Origin of the sequence: Acidovorax sp., assembly GCF_046339755.1 — a bacterium.
Lineage (GTDB): Bacteria > Pseudomonadota > Gammaproteobacteria > Burkholderiales > Burkholderiaceae_C > Acidovorax.
In genome coordinates this window covers 21,918-39,305 of sequence record NZ_JBKDTZ010000243.1, presented here as the reverse complement: position 1 = coordinate 39,305, position 17,388 = coordinate 21,918, and the positions used below count along the sequence as shown (strand labels likewise).

At 59.5% G+C, this 17,388-nt stretch carries 15 protein-coding genes; 7 read left to right on the top strand and 8 right to left on the bottom strand.

The window, feature by feature from the left end; genetic code table 11:
- The first annotated feature begins 751 nt into the window (after positions 1–751).
- From parA to ACK59X_RS21360, 5 genes are all read left to right on the top strand, one after another.
- Positions 752–1,426: a ParA family partition ATPase gene (gene parA, locus ACK59X_RS21380; protein WP_409960391.1), complete on the top strand. Its 675-nt coding sequence runs from the start codon at positions 752–754 to the stop codon at positions 1,424–1,426.
- 39 nt (positions 1,427–1,465) lie between these two features.
- Entirely contained in the window at positions 1,466–2,443 is a 978-nt protein-coding gene (locus tag ACK59X_RS21375; RefSeq protein ID WP_409960390.1) for a ParB/RepB/Spo0J family partition protein, read from the top strand.
- A gap of 1,556 nt (positions 2,444–3,999) precedes the next feature.
- On the top strand, positions 4,000–5,352 hold the full coding sequence (locus ACK59X_RS21370; protein WP_409960389.1) for a replication initiation protein: 1,353 nt from the start codon (positions 4,000–4,002) through the stop codon (positions 5,350–5,352).
- Between the two features lie 687 nt (positions 5,353–6,039).
- A complete protein-coding gene (locus tag ACK59X_RS21365; protein WP_409960388.1) occupies positions 6,040–6,351 on the top strand; it encodes a hypothetical protein in 312 nt (103 codons plus the stop codon).
- Between the two features lie 334 nt (positions 6,352–6,685).
- Positions 6,686–8,602 (top strand): tyrosine-type recombinase/integrase, encoded by a 1,917-nt coding sequence (locus ACK59X_RS21360; RefSeq protein ID WP_409960387.1) that lies wholly within the window; start codon positions 6,686–6,688, stop codon positions 8,600–8,602.
- Positions 8,603–8,971: 369 nt separating this feature from the next.
- Here ACK59X_RS21360 and ACK59X_RS21355 read toward each other — a convergent pair whose 3' ends face one another.
- From ACK59X_RS21355 to ACK59X_RS21330, 6 genes are all read right to left on the bottom strand, one after another.
- Positions 8,972–9,286, bottom strand: coding sequence for a hypothetical protein (locus tag ACK59X_RS21355; protein ID WP_409960386.1), 315 nt, complete (start codon positions 9,284–9,286; stop codon positions 8,972–8,974).
- Between the two features lie 59 nt (positions 9,287–9,345).
- Positions 9,346–9,648, bottom strand: coding sequence for a hypothetical protein (locus tag ACK59X_RS21350; protein ID WP_409960385.1), 303 nt, complete (start codon positions 9,646–9,648; stop codon positions 9,346–9,348).
- Positions 9,645–10,115 carry a DUF6283 family protein gene (locus tag ACK59X_RS21345; RefSeq protein WP_409960384.1) on the bottom strand — a complete coding sequence of 157 codons (471 nt, stop codon included), beginning with the start codon at positions 10,113–10,115 and terminating at the stop codon, positions 9,645–9,647. Before ACK59X_RS21345 ends, ACK59X_RS21350 begins: the two co-directional genes overlap by 4 nt.
- Positions 10,116–10,139: 24 nt before the next feature.
- A complete protein-coding gene (locus tag ACK59X_RS21340) occupies positions 10,140–10,397 on the bottom strand; it encodes a hypothetical protein (RefSeq protein ID WP_409960383.1) in 258 nt (85 codons plus the stop codon).
- 113 nt (positions 10,398–10,510) lie between these two features.
- Positions 10,511–12,541, bottom strand: coding sequence for a ParB/RepB/Spo0J family partition protein (locus tag ACK59X_RS21335; RefSeq protein ID WP_409960382.1), 2,031 nt, complete (start codon positions 12,539–12,541; stop codon positions 10,511–10,513).
- Between the two features lie 92 nt (positions 12,542–12,633).
- Positions 12,634–13,461: a DUF932 domain-containing protein gene (locus ACK59X_RS21330; RefSeq protein ID WP_409960381.1), complete on the bottom strand. Its 828-nt coding sequence runs from the start codon at positions 13,459–13,461 to the stop codon at positions 12,634–12,636.
- Between the two features lie 604 nt (positions 13,462–14,065).
- On the opposite strand from ACK59X_RS21330, the gene ACK59X_RS21325 reads away from it, so the two are divergent.
- Complete coding sequence (locus ACK59X_RS21325; protein ID WP_409960380.1) at positions 14,066–15,070, top strand: type IV toxin-antitoxin system AbiEi family antitoxin; 1,005 nt, start codon at positions 14,066–14,068, stop codon at positions 15,068–15,070.
- Complete coding sequence (locus ACK59X_RS21320) at positions 15,063–15,914, top strand: nucleotidyl transferase AbiEii/AbiGii toxin family protein (RefSeq protein ID WP_409960379.1); 852 nt, start codon at positions 15,063–15,065, stop codon at positions 15,912–15,914. The genes ACK59X_RS21325 and ACK59X_RS21320 overlap by 8 nt, the downstream gene beginning before the upstream one ends.
- 148 nt (positions 15,915–16,062) lie before the next feature.
- On the opposite strand, the gene radC is transcribed toward ACK59X_RS21320, so the two are convergent.
- Complete coding sequence (gene radC / locus ACK59X_RS21315; RefSeq protein ID WP_409960394.1) at positions 16,063–16,572, bottom strand: RadC family protein; 510 nt, start codon at positions 16,570–16,572, stop codon at positions 16,063–16,065.
- 428 nt (positions 16,573–17,000) lie between these two features.
- A complete protein-coding gene (locus ACK59X_RS21310) occupies positions 17,001–17,318 on the bottom strand; it encodes a Fur family transcriptional regulator (protein WP_409960378.1) in 318 nt (105 codons plus the stop codon).
- Positions 17,319–17,388 lie beyond the last annotated feature (70 nt).

The window sequence follows — 17,388 nt, the reverse complement described above, 5'->3', positions numbered from 1 at the left end:
ATCCGCAACATGGCCTAAGCAACTCAGCCTACTTTTTTGGAGAATTTTCCAAACTCCGAGCCCTGAATCGAGCGCCAATTGCCAGAACAACCGCAAAGCTCTGGCGAAGGCCATTGAATGAGGCAAGTCCATCTCGGCCAGAAGTGGAATACCGACTTTCAGCGCTGAAAGTTACCCGCCCCGCAGTCACTAGCCCGGCACTTGAAGATTCAGTGATCCGCACGCCATCTCAGCACCAGACTTATGCGACCGCCAGAAATCATGACAGACTGGCGAGTCGTCAGCCAAAATCACCGGCTTCACCATCCAAGAATTAAAGAGTCGTCGCGACCGGGACTCATTCGGAGATATAGCAATGCTAATTCAATGGAGCACAGGGGAGTCTCCCACTAGCTCCCCGCAATCTGGCGAACGTCCAACTTTCAGCGCTGAAAGTCCATGCACTTACCTGGCACTCAGACCACGACTGACTACAAGCCAGCTTCACAAACAAACGGACCACCATTCCAATCATGGAAGACTGAACCCCAACCAACTTTCAGCGCTGAAAGTTCTAGCCACGGGTGCAAAGTCGGCGGCAGACCAATGGGGGAACCGTACATCCAGGATGCTAAGAACCTTAGCTGCGCGTAAATTTCCATTTCTTCTAATGCGATTTAATTTTATTTGCTGCTTATTTGGTCTAGAATTAAGGCTTCAATGAACTGGCCGAAACTTTCAGCGCTGAAAGTTCGCCCCCTCAGGAGCAGAAATGGCAGCAAAAGTAGTCACGGTGTTTAACCAAAAGGGCGGTTGCGGCAAAACCACCATCGCGATGAGTCTTGCCGGATCATTTGGTCTTCGTGGCTATGCGTCGCTCGTCGTCGACATGGACCCGCAGGGCACGGCGAGCCGCTGGGCAAGCGCAGCACCTGAAGAGCGAGCTTTCCCGGCTTCCGTGATGAGCCTTGCGCCGATGGAGGGGAAGATGCACCGGGAATTGAAAAATCACATCGACAAATTCGATGTAATTTTTATAGATTGCCCACCTGCTATGAATTCAGCAGCGCCGACTTCTGCCATGCTTGTTTCGGATCTGGCACTAATTCCCCTTGTCCCAAGTCCCGCGGATATTTGGGCGGCGGAATCTGCAAAAAAACTGGCAGAGTCGGCTCAGGTCAACAACGAAGAACTGGTTGCGCGCGTAGTGGCGAACATGGTTCAGCGGTCAACGTCGCTGGCAAAAGAACTGCTGGAACTGCTCGACGAGGACCAAGATTTCCCTCTACTGAAGGCTACGTTGGGCTCACGAGCAGCGTTCAGAGAAGCTCAAATCCTCGGCTCAACCGTTCACCAGGTTCCTCGCGCGACGGCTGCGGTGGAAGAGGTGGAGTTGATGGCCGACGAGGTGCTCGGTCTCCTGAGCCTTCCTATGCGTAAGAACTAAGGACACCAGAGGATTTCCAAAGTCGACCGCAAAGCCGCCATGCGTGCTTCCCTCACTGCAGAAAAAAAGGATGTAAACGCTCGATTTGCCGCAGCGGAGGCCGTGCTTACCGAGCGACCAGCCGGGCTTGCTGTTGCGGCACCTCTCGCCAGTGCGCCTGCTGCGAACTCGACCGAAGCAACTTTCAGCGCTGAAAGTTCTGCCCCTGTTCAGCAGCGGATCGTAGCTGCGCCTCTCGATAGGGTGCACGAGAACCCACTGAATGCTCGCCACATTTACGATCCAGAGATCGTCAAGGAGCTGGCGGCTTCGATCGCCACGCGCGGTCAACTCGTTCCAGCATCGGCAATAGAGCATCCAACAATCTCGGGCGACTATCTGCTGATCGATGGCCACTACCGAAAGAAGGCCCTAGCTGCAGCTGGTCAACCCACGATCAACTTGGTCATTCGTCCGCACGAGGGCGACCTCGAACTTTATCGGGTGAGTTGGTTGCTCAATGAAGAGCGCAGTGCTCAAAGTCCTCTGGACAACGCCTTCGCGTGGAGAAAGCTGATCGACAAAGGGCTGGTGCAGACTGAACTGCAGATCGCTGAACTCCTGGGCGTTTCACACTCAATGGTGAACAAGACCATTGCATTGCTTAATCTTCCTTCTGCCGTGCTCGACCGGATGCGCGATCAGCCGGAGAAGTTCGGCGTCTTCGTGGGCTACGAGATCACACTCGCCGCGAAGAAGGTGAGTGAGACTGAGGTCCTCGCATTGGTGAACCGCATCATCGAAGAAGACCTGTCGTCCAGGGAGGTGAGCGCGATACGGGCGAAGCTAGATACCGGCGAAAAGCGCAAGCCGAAAGAAACCTCGCGGCAGTACAAGATTCAGCACACGGGTCAACAGATCGGATCCCTCAAGGAATGGGATTCTGGCAAGGTCGCGCTGGAGGTGGTGCTTGCCGATCCAAAGGAGAGGGCGGCGCTCGTCGCCGAACTGAGAAGCCGTTTCGGCTTGGCCGACTGATCGGGACTTTGGCCAAAGGTGAGCTTCCACAGGGAGCAAAAGCCTCTCTCCTGGAAGAGAAGGTCTCCAAGGAACTGTCTGGACGACGCTTAGTGGGGCGATAACGACCTGGCTGGTCCCCGAGCCTCAAGCTGGAGCTGTTGATCGCTCCTACGGCCCTCTGTTCTTACCAAAGGTGAGCCTTTACAGGGGAGGAGATTGAACCCGCTTCGACTGCATGCCAACGCCCTCACCGTCGCGGGCAGGATGCAGCGTCGAAAGGGGTCTACGCATGCCGATCACCAAAGGTGAGCCTTTTCAGGGACCACGACAATTGGCGGCTCAAGCGAGTAGGGGAGGGCGTCTGATAGCGGTACAACGGACCCAAAGGTGAGCCTCTACGGGGAGTGTCAAAGGCAAGGCCAGCGGTGTGCACCGGTGCAAAGTGCCTCCAATCCGCACTAGGCCGAGGACCACGCGGAAGGTGGCGAAGGCCATAGACGTCGGCATCTCTTCGGCCCAGAGGGCTGTCGGTAGAGCCAAAGGTGAGCTTCAACAGGGATCGAAAAGCGCCTGTTGTCCCGATGCATGTATAACTTAGTGTGCGCTTGCTCTCTCCAAACGTCAGACCAAATGGGACCTGCCGGAAAGGTGAGCCTTTACAGGGGGCAATGCAATCGCGCAGCACTCTTCAGCGAACGGCGCTCGATCGACAGCAACTGCAGCCCGCCGTCGAACCACACAGGCAGTGTCGAGAAAGGTGAGCTTATTCAGGGACCGCTGCAGATCTCCTATCTGCCATGCGTTCCGTTTCGTTGCGTCAACATCGATCACCCAAAGGTGAGCTTTTACGGGGAGTAGGATTTTCCACTCCTGAGCGACCGCCATTCGTTATGTTGCTAAGCCAGGAATTCATCAAGCAGGGACTTAGAACAGGTGAGCTTTTTCAGGGACCCACCCCCGTAAGCTGCGCTAGCGGTGTATCAGGCACGGTCGCCATCCTTTACGGTATTGCCAGACCGGCTGTTTGGTATTGGATTTCACATGCAAGGTCCGCGCCCTGTTGAGAATTCTTTGTATTGAACATCCTTGGAATCCTTAAATACAATTTAAGCGCCGCGAAATCTAAGCCCAGAGCGCCTTGCAGGCCGATGAGGTGAGTGGGTTCGGGGACCGGGGTGAGCCTCTACAGGGAGATAGGTGAGACTTCCCAGGGGCAAGCAACACCAATGGTGAGCCAATACAGGGACCATAGGTGAGTGGATTCAGGGGCAAAGTGCCCAAAGGTGAGCCTTTACGGGGTGTGGACAACAGGCCGCTTACTTGAGCACAGCCTCCAGCCCCCTCGAACCTAGCCTGACCAAGCCGCAGACGCCGACCCGGCCAGCCGCGCCCCCACCTCCGTCAATCGACGATCCGCCTTCTCACCTACGAAAAGGTGAAACTGCCACAAACCGATACAAAGGTGAAACCTCGACGCCCTTATCGAAAGGTGAGAGAATCTCGCGGAAATTTCACCGATAGAGCCGGCCGCATGGCAGCGCGCACCAGGCACCGTTCACGAAAGGTCGATGCCGATGGCGAGGAAGAGCAAGGCGAAAGCTGGGGAGGTCATCACGATCGACGCCAGCGATCTCCGGGAGTTTCGCAAGACCAATGAGGCGATTGGTTTGCGAGTCGTAGAGGGCAACCTCTCTCTGCTCTCTCGCAAGGTGTTCAACGTGATGATGTACCACGCCCAGGAGATGAAGGTTCCTGGGCTCAATGCCCCGATCAACACAGCGGCGGCCAAGAAATACTTCTGGATTCCTCTGTCTGACCTCGCCAGGGACGCCGCCTATGACAGCAAGGATGTGCAGTACCTGAAGAAGCAGCTCGAGGAAATGCAGAACATCAAGCTGCTTATGGAGAACGAGCGCCAGTGGACGAGCGAGCGACTGGTCTCCTCCGTCACCCTGGTGAACCCTGCGGGCTTGAACAAGCACGGTGGCCAGGTGTGGTTTGGCTTTGCTTTTCCCCCGGAGGTGCACGAGCAGGTGATGGCGCCGAGCACCTACACCCGGCTTTCCATCGTCTACCAAAGCTCGCTCAAGTCAGGCTCCGCCCTTGCTCTGTACGAGATTTGTCGCCGCTACGCGACCAACCCGTCCAAGGTCACGTTCGTTCAGACCTACGAGCACTGGTACGGCGTGATCACCGGCAATTCAATTTCGGACTCGACACCGCCCGTCTACAAGTACTTCAAACGCGACACCCTGAAGCCAGCCATTGCCGAAATCAATGCGCTCACTGACATCAACATAGAGCTGATCGAGCACAAGAACGGCCGGCGCGTTGAGAAGCTGCAGTTCAGGGTCGAGCAGACGAAGCAAGCCCAGCTCGAGTTCCCGGCGCCGCCCATCATCGACATGGAACTGATGACCAGGGTGATGAAGTTCGGGTTCAGCCAGGCGGACGCCAGCGACCTAGTCGCGCAGCACAGCGACGACCTCCTGCGAACTGCCATTTCGCGGGTTGAAGCCCGAGCGGAGTCCAAGGGGATGACTCCTCTCGAAACGCCTGCAGGCTACTTTCGGTGGACGCTCGGGGACTTGGTAAAGAACCCGGTGCCAGTGCCCGCACTGGCAGCACCCAAAGCTGGATCGTCCTCTAGCAAGGCTAGCGGTCGGAGTGTGATGGAGCGGTTTCTGGCCGCCAGGGCGGTCGAGGCCCTCGGGGTCTACAAGGAGCTGGACGATGGCGAACGCAAGACGCTCTTCGAGGCGTTCAAGACACAGAACACCAACAAGTCGCTGAAGCTCGACAAAGGGCTCGACAGTGCCGCGGTGCGAGGAATTTTTGCCCCCTGGTACGCGAAGGAACTGTGGGGTGAGCCGACTGCCCAGGCACTGGCGCAGTTCATCGAAGAGTTTGGGGCTGCGTCCAGCTAGGCTGTGCGACCTCGGTGTCGGCGTTGCCGGTCCTGAGCACATAAAACGAGGGGGCAATATCGTCCGAATGCGGACATTGCGAGAACCCGTTCCTAGTCAGCCAGGAGGCGAGTCGGGGTTCACCTACGAGCTCGACGTAGAGGGCTTCTGAATGGAGGCCGCCTCCCGCAGGCATCAGTCGGCCGCATATCAGTGTGAAGAGACCGCGGCCGCGAAGCGCTGGCGCGACCTCGATGTTGGCCAGAACAAGGGTAGGGCGGCCGTGGGTGGCCAGTTTGGCGCGTGACCAGCGGGTGTACAGCGAAAGACCTTCACCGAAGAAGTAGCGTGACGCCTGACGACCCGACTCCATGCACAAGCGCTCAAACTCAAGCGCCCAATCCACGTAGTTCGCTGCAAGATCGCTGACATCGGGGCTGGGAGAGGGATGAGGCTGCATTGGCTTGCACTGTAGTTTAAGGGGGCTGACTGCGAATAGCCCAGCGTCGCACCCGCGTAAGGCCGCTTCAGTCGCAGGTTTGCATTTAATTTTATAGTGACGATAATTATAGTTATCACCTTTAGAATTGAGGCATGAAATTCGGCTCTTTGTCTGTGAGCGCACTCAGGGCCGGTGAACTAGGAGATCTCCAGCGCGGTCCCGTGCCATGTACATGCCAGAATTCCCCTAGTGAGGCTACCGGATGAATGACTATGAACTTTGACCCTTTCCGACCGTCTCGTCAGCCAGCTCAGATCATCTACGACACGTTTCAAGCCGAAGCCCAATTTCGAAAAGGACGAGCTCTGGAGGAGTGGCAGCGAAAAGAAGTGGAGGCTGTGTTTTTTGCGGCTTGCAAGTTCGCAAGTGACAATGGCCTGCGAGCACCGACGATGGAAGAGGTTCTGGCGTCGGAGCGCTATGCTCGTGGGTCGGTCGATTACGGGGCTAAGTGGGCCTATGTACTTTCGGAGAAGATGTCGCCGCTGATCCCAAAGGGTTCGAGGGCGCAGGTCTAGCCGTTAAGGTGGGACGATGATTGATCGCCGTGGGCTGTTGCACGCTGACAGCGAGTCGCAAGCTTGGACGGTCGAGGTAGCGAGGCCTCAACGACGTCGAGGGCGTCCGCTCGGCGCTAAGACCCGCACTGCACACAGCCACGTCACCTCTGACGAGTTCGCGTTTTTGAGAGCTGTTGCCCAAGGCGTCGACCTGACCGTCGCATCCAGGCAGTACCTGGTCTGGCCAGGTCGCCCGCCAGAGCGTGCTGCGCTCATCGCGTTCTGCCAAGTCCTCATCGGGCGAATCACGAGCGGCGCTCGCGAGCTCCCGGATTCTTCGAGTGCCAGAAAAATGTTGACCGACCTTCAGGCGCTGAAGATCGGCGTGGCCCCAACACCGGTGGGCATCGAGCCCAGACCGGAGGATCAGGCCCCACCCAGCTCCGGGTCACCTGCGATCCCGACTCTCGAAGAATTCGCGAGTCAATTCGACGAGGGCATGTTCGGCGAAGCCGAGTTGATCGAGATGTACGCGGAAGAGTACCCGGCGGCGTCAGCGCCTGGCCCGTCGCATGAAAATGCTGATGTATCGACTGATGAGCCTGCCCCACAGCTTCTAGTCCCGGCTACGAAGGCGTTAAGCAACGGCGCTCGCATGGAGATTCTTCTCGGGGCCATCGACTGGCTGAGTGCTCAGCTTGCAGTCGCACCAGAGCGTGGGCACCGATTGGAGCAGTGGATCTCGCTAAGCTCGAAGCAGCGCGATGCCATGAACCGCGCCGGCGTCATCGTCCTCGGGGATCTCGTGGACTGGATCGCGCTGCGGGGTACCCGCTGGTTTGACGATGTGCCCAGGTACGGAACCACCCGCGCCAGGGCGCTGGAAAACTGGCTGTTGAGGTGGGGCGTGAAACCCAGCGCAGGCCTGCCTGCCCTTGGCCTGGTCGCGCAGATGTCGACCCGAGGTGCAACGGCGCCGGCCATCGAGCCGCTGAGTCAAGCGACGTGGCCGCTGGAACTCCGCGGAGAGGAGGGCACGTTTCGCAGTGATCGGGCGAACACCTTCAATGCCACTAACGACCTTGAAGCGGTGCAGGCCTGGTTTTCGATCATCCAGGAGAAGTCATGTGCGACTCAAACGAGCTATCGCCGGGCCGTGGAGCGCTTGGTGCTATGGGCCATCCACGAGCGCCGCACGGCTTTGTCGTCGCTCACCACACAGGATCTTCTGGAGTTCAAGGCGTTCCTCCGCAACCCGCCTGCACACTGGGTGCAGGAGGGCAACGCCCGGAAGCTGAAAGCTGACGCTGGCTGGCGGCCGCTGCGTGCTCCCCTGAACGATCAAAGCGTGGTGCTGACCTTTGCGGCCATCGGCACAATGTTCGCGAGCTGGAAGTCGCAGGGCTACTTGATCAGCAATCCTGTGGAAGGGATCGCAACGCCAAAGCGCGAGACCGCGACGATGGATGTCATGCGCTCTTTCTCAGAGCAGAACCTTCAGGTGATCGGAGCGACGTTCCGGGGTTTGGAGGAGGGGGCCATTAAGCGGCGCCTGGCCGCGATCATTCGCTTGTTGGAGTCGTCAGGGCTGCGGCGAGAAGAAGTCGAGAAGGCGAAATGGGGTGATCTCTCGCGCGCGCGTCTGGAAGGGCGTGCGTCCGACGACCTGGTGCTGAGTGTCGAGGGCAAGGGCCGTCGCCTGCGCATGGTGCCGATCAATGAAGCGACTCACCAGGCGCTGCTGGCACACCTCGCGGACCGGCAGGAGCTTGCTATTGAAGGGGTGCTTGCTCACTATCGCGCCGTCAAACTTCCAGATATGCCGCTCATCGGAGTCCTCGACGAACGCTGGATCAAAGGTATGGCCAAGAAGCGGCACATTGAAAGGCGCCAGTTGGGGGGGGAGATGCCGCACTTGGTAGTCGATGGCATGTCGACTGCGCACTTGGAGGACTGGTCGGTCAACTCGCACGGTGGGTTGTCCGCTTCGGCGATGTACTCGTTGCTCAAGAGCTTCTTCCGGGAATGTGCAGCTCTTGCCGGGGAAGACCTGGCGGCCAAAGGCGCGATGCGCGGTACGTTTTTGAAGGCCTCGACTCACTGGCTTCGCCATACCTTCGCGCACCATGCGCTCAAGTCCAGCGACAAGGATCTGACGGTAGTGCAGGCATTGATGGGGCACGCGTCCATCAATACAACGGCGATCTACATCAAAGCCGACCTTGGATCCCGTGTCGCAGCAGTCGCGAGGATCTCCTCCTCAGTGTAGCGACTCGCTTTTTTGGGCATGGGCGACGAACTTTCAGCGCTGAAAGTTTTGGGTATCTTGATCGCTTGCTGCCGCGTCCTAGGCAATCGTACGGCTGCTAGTGTGGAGAAAGAGTCAACCCGAGTGCCTTGGCATGCGCCCAAGCCTCCTTCTCACTCTCGCAGCAATCAATCCAAAAGTCGGGGTCCGAGCAGACGTATATCGCAAAGGGCGGCGCATCGCCGACAGCCTTTTGCATCAGACACCGACGACCGCTCCTTCAGAGAGGTAGCGGGCCATATCTGAACGGCACTCGGGAAAGACCTTCGCGACGTGAGCGCGCTGGGTATTTGACAGGCTGGTGTTTGCCATTTTCGAGAGTCCTTAGAACTACTGCGCGACGACGGACCAGGAGGGCCAAGTCGTTTTCACGGCGTCTTTCGCCAGAGTCTTGGCCGCGCTGCGTTCGTAGCCTTCCGGTCGGTCAATCGCGACAACCACAGCCGATCCATCATCTCTTACGAAAGACCATGGCCAGCCGGGTCGCAGCGCTTCATCCATTACCAGATCGCCATGCACATCCTCGCAGCCGGTGGGCCGCTTCAGCGCGATCATTACAGGCGAAAGCTGAGTCATGTTTTTCAGAGAAATTGGTTCGTGAATCTGATCATATCGTCGCACCTTCCAGGATGTTGGCTTGGACATCAGACGCAGATATGTCTGTGCCGCGTTTGTGCCCAACACTCGCGAAGATTTGATGCAGCTCACTCAAACTTAATCAGATCCTGGGGGACCTCAATGTCGAAGTGCTGCTTGATCAGCGAGCAGAACTCCACCCACTCGCCTGGACCCGCACGCTCATGCGTGCAATGCAGGCATTGGGAGGCGCCCGCCATCTGCTGTTCAACGCTGGTATGTACGTCCATGCCAAATCGCTTGTCGAATCGACCAACGGTCGATCCGTCGAGCGAGAACACCCACACGGTTGTGCCAAGGGCACTCACTTGGATCTGCTCGCCGACGAAATCTTCGTCGGTGACACTCTCCGACCACGACTCTTGATTCATTCAACTTCTCCATGCTCGTGGGCAGACTCGGCGCGAGCAGCCTCATCATCTGAGCCCTCCAACTTTTGGAGTACTTCGCCGTAGTTCCCATGCAGTGCCGGCCAATTAGCCCCGGGCGTCAGGGCCTCGGGATCCACCCGCCCCTGAATGACCGCAAGACGCACGTTCGGATGACTGTGGCCCACGGTCGCCAGCCACCCTGCGCACGGCATTTCTCCACCAACCTTGGATTGGTGGCATGCAAAAATCGCCGCGCCAAAGTTCGGCCCATGCCCGCGCTCGTTCGGGCAGGTGGCTGCAAGGTCGCGGGCCATTTCGAGACTGAACCCCGGGATGTCCTCCGCGCTCTGGTCCATCCTCCAGGGGCAGCTCGGGCACGGCTGCTGCAGCACGCGCCAACTTTTCGACGGCGGCTCCGCGTGGCAGCTTTCGCCGCTGGTTTCCGCCAAAGATATCTGCTCTTTCATGCTCATTCTTTCAATGGGGGAGCGCTACGCATACTTCGCCGGGTTGCCAGCATGTTCCCAGGAGCTGATGAGCAACTCGATCCAACCTGGGTCCAGGCGGGCAAGCGCCTCCGGCACCGTATAGCCCATCTCCGCCAGGAGATCTGATCGGCTCGCCGCGAGGGCAACGTAGCACTGCTGGCCAGTCGAGAGAACCCAAAACCCCGACTCGTCGCCCTTGGCGACAGCCAAAGCTACATCGTTCAGTCGGTCAACCTGGCTGTTGTTTGATTTCTTGTACATGGAAGGTGTGGTGCAGTGTCAATGCGGTCAGAGCGAGAGCATAGTGTTTGCAAACGCGCTGGACCAGTTGAATTGGTCAAGAAGGGCGCGGCGCCTGCACCGCGCCCTTGTCATTACTCCGCAGGCTTGTCGGTGCTCGATGCAGCATCCGGCGCGCCCTCAAGGCTCGCTTCTACTGTGTCCACCAGCTGCTCGGCATTTTGAACGGGGTTGAGTGCGAAGACCGCAGGCATCCAGCCAGTGCCGGCAACCAGACGTTCTGCCTCGCTTGCAATTTCGGCCTTCTTGAGTTTTCCAAGCCGCTCCACCTCGCTGGGCGCAAACTCGCTCACAGCATTCTGAATCATGGCCTTCGACAGGTGCTTGAAGTACCCCTCTGCGGTGGGCTTCCACCATGTCGCCATGTTCAGGCCAGCCGCCTGGGCGATTTGCTCGCCTGGTTGATTTGCAGTGTGGCGATGCGTCACCACATCAATCCCAGTAGCCGTGCAGACTGCCAGCAACTGGACAAGTTCATCCTGCGCCATCGCGATGAGGGCGGCAAATAGTTCGTCGCTGTCCGTGGGAAGCTTCTCGGCCCAGGTCCGCCGCGTCTCGCGCAGTGCGATCGCTGCAGGCGACTCGGGCAGGTCAGCAGCGAGGGTATCCAGCCCCAACTGTTCAGTGATCCGAACGCCCATTGGCAGGCCCCGCTGATACCCGCGATGCAGGCTGGTCTGCACCAGGTTGTGCACCAAGGTAGCCAAGGCGACCTGGGGATGCCGTGCAATCTCGACCTGCAGCGCTGCCGTGCGATGCGCGCTCAGGCGCTGGGCGAGCTTGTCGGACATCCCGGCCGACGCCCGGGCGTCTTCAGAACTGCCATCCTGACCGCTGGCAATTCCCTCGGATGCTGCGCCGTTGCAGGTCGCTTCCTGCGCACGAAAGGCCTTGTGATCTTCTTCCTTCAACAGACCCCGATGCACAGCCGCTTCGCCGCTTCGATCAACGGTGACGACGCACCCGCCCACCGACTTAATGGAGTCGCTGAATTCAAGCAGCGAGTCCTCCAAAGCCTGAAGTTCATTGCCCAGTCGGTCGCCTTCTTCCTGAAGTTCGTCAGCCTTTGCCTCATCGTCCGCATCCATCGCCGCATCAACTGCTTCGCCGATCTGCTGAATCTGTGCCTCGATTTCCTCCATACGCTTGGTTTCCTTCTTTGTCGCGGCGCGCGGTTCACGCGGGGCACGATGGAATGCATGCATGTCGGTGAAGGTTGCAGCGGGGGCAATGTCCACCCAGGCCCAGCCTTCGGCGCGCAGTGTCGCTGCACTGGCTTCCAGTTTGTCCCTTACCAGGGTTTCCAGTAGCGCTCTGTCGGACACAAAGATGCCGTCATCGCCTTCTGCAAACAGGTCCCGGCGAATACCGCCACCGGCCTGCTCGTAGACTTCCAGGCCAACAAACCGGACCCAGGCGTGCGAAGCCTTCATCTCTTGGGCCGTCAGATGTTCGCGCAGTGCTGAAGGGCTGCGCTGCCACTGTGGGGAGTCGTAGAACGCAGCTTCCTGCGCTGCGTGATCGTCCGTCGCGGCCAGCGCCATGAGCTGGTCCAGCGTGACCGCGTCCGCACGGTAGTCGGCGATGAGTCGCGGCGACACGTTGGCGAGCTTGAGGCGGCGCTGCACAACCAAGGGCGTCACACCGAAGTTCGCCGCGATGTCCTCGACGGGCCGGCCTTCGGCCTTCAAGGCGGCAAATGCTTCGTATTCGTCGGCAGGGTGCATCGCCTCACGCTGGACGTTTTCCGTCAGGCTCACCGTGCGCGCGCTGGCATCGGTCACCTGCAGGCAGGGAACTTCCCAGTCCTTCGCGATGCGCCGCTTCTTTGCCAGCAGCTTGAGAGCCGCAAGGCGGCGTCCCCCGGCCACGACTTCGTAGTTCACGCCATCAGCGGTCAGTGTCACAGAGAGGTTCTGCAGCAGGCCAACGCGTTCAATGCTCGACGCCATGGCTTCAATGGCTTTCGCAGGAGTGGTGCGGACGTTGCGGGAGGAAGGGCGCAGCCGAGACAGGGGAACGAGAAGCATGTTCTTCGATGGAATGGCGATCTGCAGGGCGGTGGTGGCGATGGCTTGAGCTTCGGTGGTGGTGATTGCGTTCATGGTGTTGTCCTGTCGTGAAATGAAAATAGAAAGTGAAATCGGTACTTGGGAGAGAGGAGGGGAGGGGGCCTCCCCCTCCCGGTGAAATCAGGTCAAGCCTTGAGCTGGCGCATGCCATCGGCCAACAGCCAAAGTGCGCGGTTCAGGCGGATATCGGAGTCAATGCCTTGCACTGGTCGCGTCTGTTGGCGACGGCCATTGGCACTGCGTCCTGCAAGCCCGCCCTTGGTCAGGTTTTCCTGCGTGCGGTTGAACACCGTCCACAGATCGGGGCGGCTGTCGTCCGAACGGCGAGGCATCAAAATCTGCGACTCCGTGACGGGAGCGGGCTTCGTGGCGTCGTCGTATTTGAGGGCCAGGGCTGCGCGGGCGAAAACTTCCGCTTCCCCCGTATCCAGCGTGATCGCCTGCATCGATTCGCGCGACTCGCGGGCCTGATCAAACCCACCCAGCACTTGGTAGGCGCCCTCGATCACATGGCCGGCCACATCGCCCTTGTGTGGAACGCGCACGTCCGCCACGGTGTCGCCGCATACCAGGCCATTGCTGCAAACAAATCTGAACATCCCTGCCAGCATCTGGTAGCTGCTTGTGCCATCGTGGGAGTTCAGGAGGATGATTTCATTGGCCTCGCCTCGGGCCGTGATCTGGCTGGCATGGCGCAGGCGAATCATGTGCTTCGTGTAGTCGCGGCGCTGCTCATTGCGCACGCGGGTCTGCGTCACCATGAACGGTTGGAAGCCCTCCTTGCGCAGCTCGGTCAAAACGGAAACGGTGGGGATGTAGCTGTATCGCTCGGAGCGGCTTTCGTGGGGTGCGTCGGCAAAGATGGAGGGGACCACTGCACGGATCTGGTCATCGGACAAAGGGCTGTCACTGCGCAGCACGGGGGAACGGGAAGCAAAGCGGGATGCGAGCATGTTGTTTCTCCTGAATGGATTGGCTGTTGAAAACTGCACACCGGATTCCTAGATTCGGAGCCCAGCACGTGGCTGTTCGGTGCGGTTGGCACAAAGAACCCGGCTGGCCTCGTTGCCACCGTCTTTCCTGAGTTCATCGCCCGAGACGTTCAGGAGCGCGCGGCCGCAAACCGTCAAGGAATCAAGCGCCAGGTAGGTGCGGCCCGCAGGCGAAGCCGAGGACTCGGCCTGGTGCGCCTTGACGGTTTGCGGCCGCGGGCTACAGTCGCGGACAAGGTGATGGAGTTAGGAAAGACGGCTGGACAGGCAACAGCCGGCTTCTTTGTGCCCACCGCACGGCAAGCGAAGCGCGCAGGCCCGGATCAAGGACCGGGCCGGAGGCGTCAGCCGAGCAGCGCGAGGGAACGATGGAAGCCCGAATGGGGCGAGACTCGCGTAGCGAGGCTCGATGCGAAGCACGACAGCGCGGCCGGCCATGCACTTAGTGGCCGGAGACGTCCGTGTTCCTACTGCCTGAGTTAGACCGCTGGCGGTACAACGGATTGCCCTCTCCAGGCTTGTTCAGGTATTATTGATGTTCACGTAACGTGGACATTGAAAAAAGATGGACAATCAGGGCATCATTGATCGCGCACTAGAGGCCATAGCGCCTGTATTGCAGTTCGAACCGGTGCCCAACCGCTCGGGAACAACCCACCTCAAGGCGGCCCTACCTGAGGCAGCGGAACATATTTTCGAAGCGCAAGTGCGACTCGTAGCTCGCGTGCAAACCCTCCGCACCCTGAAAGCTCTCGATGCCACAGCCTCAATGGGAGAGGAGGAGGGGGCAGACCAACTGCTCATCGCACCCTTTATCTCGCCGACCATGGCAGATGAATGCCGGCGGCTCTGCCTGAACTTCATCGACACCTCAGGCAACGCCTTCATCCGAGTGCCAGGCTGCCACGTGTTCATCACAGGAATCCCCCGCCGCGATGATGCCCAGGCCAAGGCCACGGTAGGTATGTGGAGCAGGCCAAGCGCCCTGCGAGTCATCTTCAATTTGCTGACGCAGCGAGCGCTGGTCGATGGCACGCAGCGAGATATCGCCGAGGCTGCAGGTGTGTCGCTAGGATCCGTAGGACCCGTGATCAAGGACCTGGAGAACTTGGGCTTCCTGACCCGCGGAATCGACAGTCCCCGGCGGATGCTCGCCCAGGACACTCTGGAAACGGAATGGGCCACACACTACTCCGTGACCCTGCGCGAAAAGCTCAACGGGAAGCGGTACAAGCCGCTCACTGAAAACTGGTGGAAAGATGCGCACCTGGATGCGGAAAAGGCTCAGTGGGGCGGGGAAGTGGCTGCATTTCATCAGACGAGCTACCTCAAGCCAACTGAGGCGACGATCTACAGCAAGATCCCCCGCTCAGACTTGATTGTTCTCTTCCGCCTGAAGCCGGACCCCAAGGGGTCTGTCGAAGTGCTCGATGCCTTCTGGCCACTCAGCAAGAGCATTGACCCTCCAACGGTTCCCCCGCTGCTGGTGTACGCGGACCTCCTGGCCAGCCGAGACGATCGCACCCTCGAAGCAGCGCAGCTGGTCCTGAAAAGGCTTCGAGATGCTTGAGGTTGCACGCGAACGGCCGATAGATCCATTCTTGTTGGAGATCCTCCAGCATGCCCATCAAGCAGCGACTGAACAGAGCATTGAATACTTCGTGGGTGGCGCACTCGCGCGAGACATCCTTCTGCACCACGTCTTCGGAGGCGCGATTGAACGAGCCACGCTGGACGTCGACATTGGGGTGTATCTGCGTGATTGGGAAGAGTTCAACAAGCTGCGGGTACGACTGATCGAGACTGGGCGATTTTTCGCGCTCGAAGGAAGTCCACATCGACTGCATTTCGCAAGGCAGGGCGGGGTGCCGCTCGATCTCATACCATTCGGCGAAGTCGCGGACGAGGGGCAGCACATCGCCTGGCCCCCAAACCGCGATGTCGTCCTCAACGTCGCAGGCTTTGAGGACGCGCAGCAGTTCGCAGTGCCGGTAGACCTCGGCGAAGGAATGCGCACGCGAGTCTGTTCTCTCCCCTCGCTGGCCGTCTTGAAGCTCCTGGCCTGGAAAGACCGGCACACTGCCAGCCGCAAGGATGCCACCGACTTCCTACTGATCGCGCAGCGCTATGCAGACGCAGGAAACGAGGACCGGCTGTACGAAGCCGAGATCGAGGTGTTGGCCAAGGCCGAACACGACATGGAGCTGGCGGGGGCGACCTTGCTCGGCAAGGATGCCGCCAAGACCTGCCGGCCAGCAACTGCACAGCAGGTGAGAGCAATTCTCTCAGACACAAAGCTTCGACAGCTGATGCTCGACCAGTTGCTGCGCTCCAAGGCAATGGTAGAGCCTGAGATTGGAGAAGGCCGCATTGCAGCCTTCCTGAACGCGTTCGAGCGCGGCTTTGCCTCGTGAAGATCCATCCGTGCACACCTGCTGCGGAATTCACCGAAGCACAGGAAAGGAACAGCAACGCGAGTTCGGCTAGGTGCGCGAAGACACCACGCTGCCGCACGCGTCGGTGAGGCAAGCAGGCGAGAAAAGGGCCCGAAGGCCCAGACGGTCACAGTAGCCCGCGCTCCGCGAACGACACCGTCTCGACGCCAGCGACAACCAGGTGATCAAGCACTCGGACATCCACCAACTGCAGCGCCGCCTTGAGGTTCTGCGTCAAGTGCTCATCTGCTCGGGACGGATCGGCAACCCCTGATGGATGGTTGTGCACCAGGATCATGGCCGCTGCATTGTGTCGCAGCGCCTCCTTGACAACCTCCCTCGGATAAACCGATGCTTGGCTCACCGTGCCTCGAAACAGCTCCACGTACTCGATCAGCCGGTTCTGAGAGTCGAGCATCAACACAGCGAACACTTCGTGCTCAAGCGCCCCCAGCTTCACGCGCAGGAAGTCGCGAACGGCCTTGGGCGACGACAGCACCTCTCGACCCTGGAGTTTGTCGATCAGCAAACGTTGCGCAGCCTGCAGAACCTCATCGGGCTCCGCGATCCGGTAAGAGCCACAGACATCGCGAACAAGCAGGGTAGAAGGATCGAAAGAGAGGATATCGTGCGCCATCGTCGGCTCCATGTATCGGGCGGGATTGCCCGAGACCGGCAGCAGCACGGCGCAGCGCAGTGGTCAAGGTTCGAAGACGGTCGCCAGGCCGCAAGCTCCCTGGCGAAGGGCAGGGGGCGAAGACCTTGACGACGAGAACGGCGTGGTACGGTGAAGGGAACAGCAAACCAGCCAACCCCAGACCTCCAAAACACCGCTCCCCACGGCAAGTGAAACGCGCAGGTCCGGACCGACAGTCCGGGCCGGAGGCGTCAGCCGAGCATCGCGAGGGAACGATGGAAGCCCGAATGGGGCGAGACTCGCGCAGCGAGGCTCGATGCGAAGCACGACAGCGCGGCCGGCCATGACGGGCCGGGGACGTCCAGTGTTTGGTAAACCGCTAAGCAAAACTCAAAGGTGTCGTGAAATTTCCATCCAGATGCCACTGGTCATGTACGGTCGCACGTTGATGGGATCTCGGTCTGCAGGATGGCGTAAAGGCTTACCTCCTCACGTCGTAGCGTTTTTGAATACAGAAACTTTGGTCTATGACGTTCATCCATCAAGACGCGCGCGACCAAGCCTGCGGTCGTGAGTTCTGAAAGGGCGCGGTAGGCGGTGCCAAAACCCATGGAGATGCCACGCCGCATCAGCGCACGGAACACGTCTTCTGCCGTCATGGGTACTGCGCAGGCCTCGACAGCCTGCACGATCGACACGCGCGCGGTCGTGGGCCGCAGGCCCGCCTTGCGCAGGCGCTCCAGCATCGTGGGTGCGTCATGTGCCGGGGAGCCCATGCCTGGACCACACGCACCCAAATGCGGTCCGGGCTGAACC

Coding starts and splice junctions, on each gene's coding strand:
- parA (WP_409960391.1), top strand. CDS start 752: ATGGCAGCAAAAGTAGTCACGGTGTTTAACCAAAAGGGCGGTTGCGGC.
- ACK59X_RS21375 (WP_409960390.1), top strand. CDS start 1,466: ATGCGTGCTTCCCTCACTGCAGAAAAAAAGGATGTAAACGCTCGATTT.
- ACK59X_RS21370 (WP_409960389.1), top strand. CDS start 4,000: ATGGCGAGGAAGAGCAAGGCGAAAGCTGGGGAGGTCATCACGATCGAC.
- ACK59X_RS21365 (WP_409960388.1), top strand. CDS start 6,040: ATGACTATGAACTTTGACCCTTTCCGACCGTCTCGTCAGCCAGCTCAG.
- ACK59X_RS21360 (WP_409960387.1), top strand. CDS start 6,686: ATGTTGACCGACCTTCAGGCGCTGAAGATCGGCGTGGCCCCAACACCG.
- ACK59X_RS21355 (WP_409960386.1), bottom strand. CDS start 9,286: ATGTCCAAGCCAACATCCTGGAAGGTGCGACGATATGATCAGATTCAC.
- ACK59X_RS21350 (WP_409960385.1), bottom strand. CDS start 9,648: ATGAATCAAGAGTCGTGGTCGGAGAGTGTCACCGACGAAGATTTCGTC.
- ACK59X_RS21345 (WP_409960384.1), bottom strand. CDS start 10,115: ATGAAAGAGCAGATATCTTTGGCGGAAACCAGCGGCGAAAGCTGCCAC.
- ACK59X_RS21340 (WP_409960383.1), bottom strand. CDS start 10,397: ATGTACAAGAAATCAAACAACAGCCAGGTTGACCGACTGAACGATGTA.
- ACK59X_RS21335 (WP_409960382.1), bottom strand. CDS start 12,541: ATGAACGCAATCACCACCACCGAAGCTCAAGCCATCGCCACCACCGCC.
- ACK59X_RS21330 (WP_409960381.1), bottom strand. CDS start 13,461: ATGCTCGCATCCCGCTTTGCTTCCCGTTCCCCCGTGCTGCGCAGTGAC.
- ACK59X_RS21325 (WP_409960380.1), top strand. CDS start 14,066: ATGGACAATCAGGGCATCATTGATCGCGCACTAGAGGCCATAGCGCCT.
- ACK59X_RS21320 (WP_409960379.1), top strand. CDS start 15,063: ATGCTTGAGGTTGCACGCGAACGGCCGATAGATCCATTCTTGTTGGAG.
- radC (WP_409960394.1), bottom strand. CDS start 16,572: ATGGCGCACGATATCCTCTCTTTCGATCCTTCTACCCTGCTTGTTCGC.
- ACK59X_RS21310 (WP_409960378.1), bottom strand. CDS start 17,318: ATGCTGGAGCGCCTGCGCAAGGCGGGCCTGCGGCCCACGACCGCGCGC.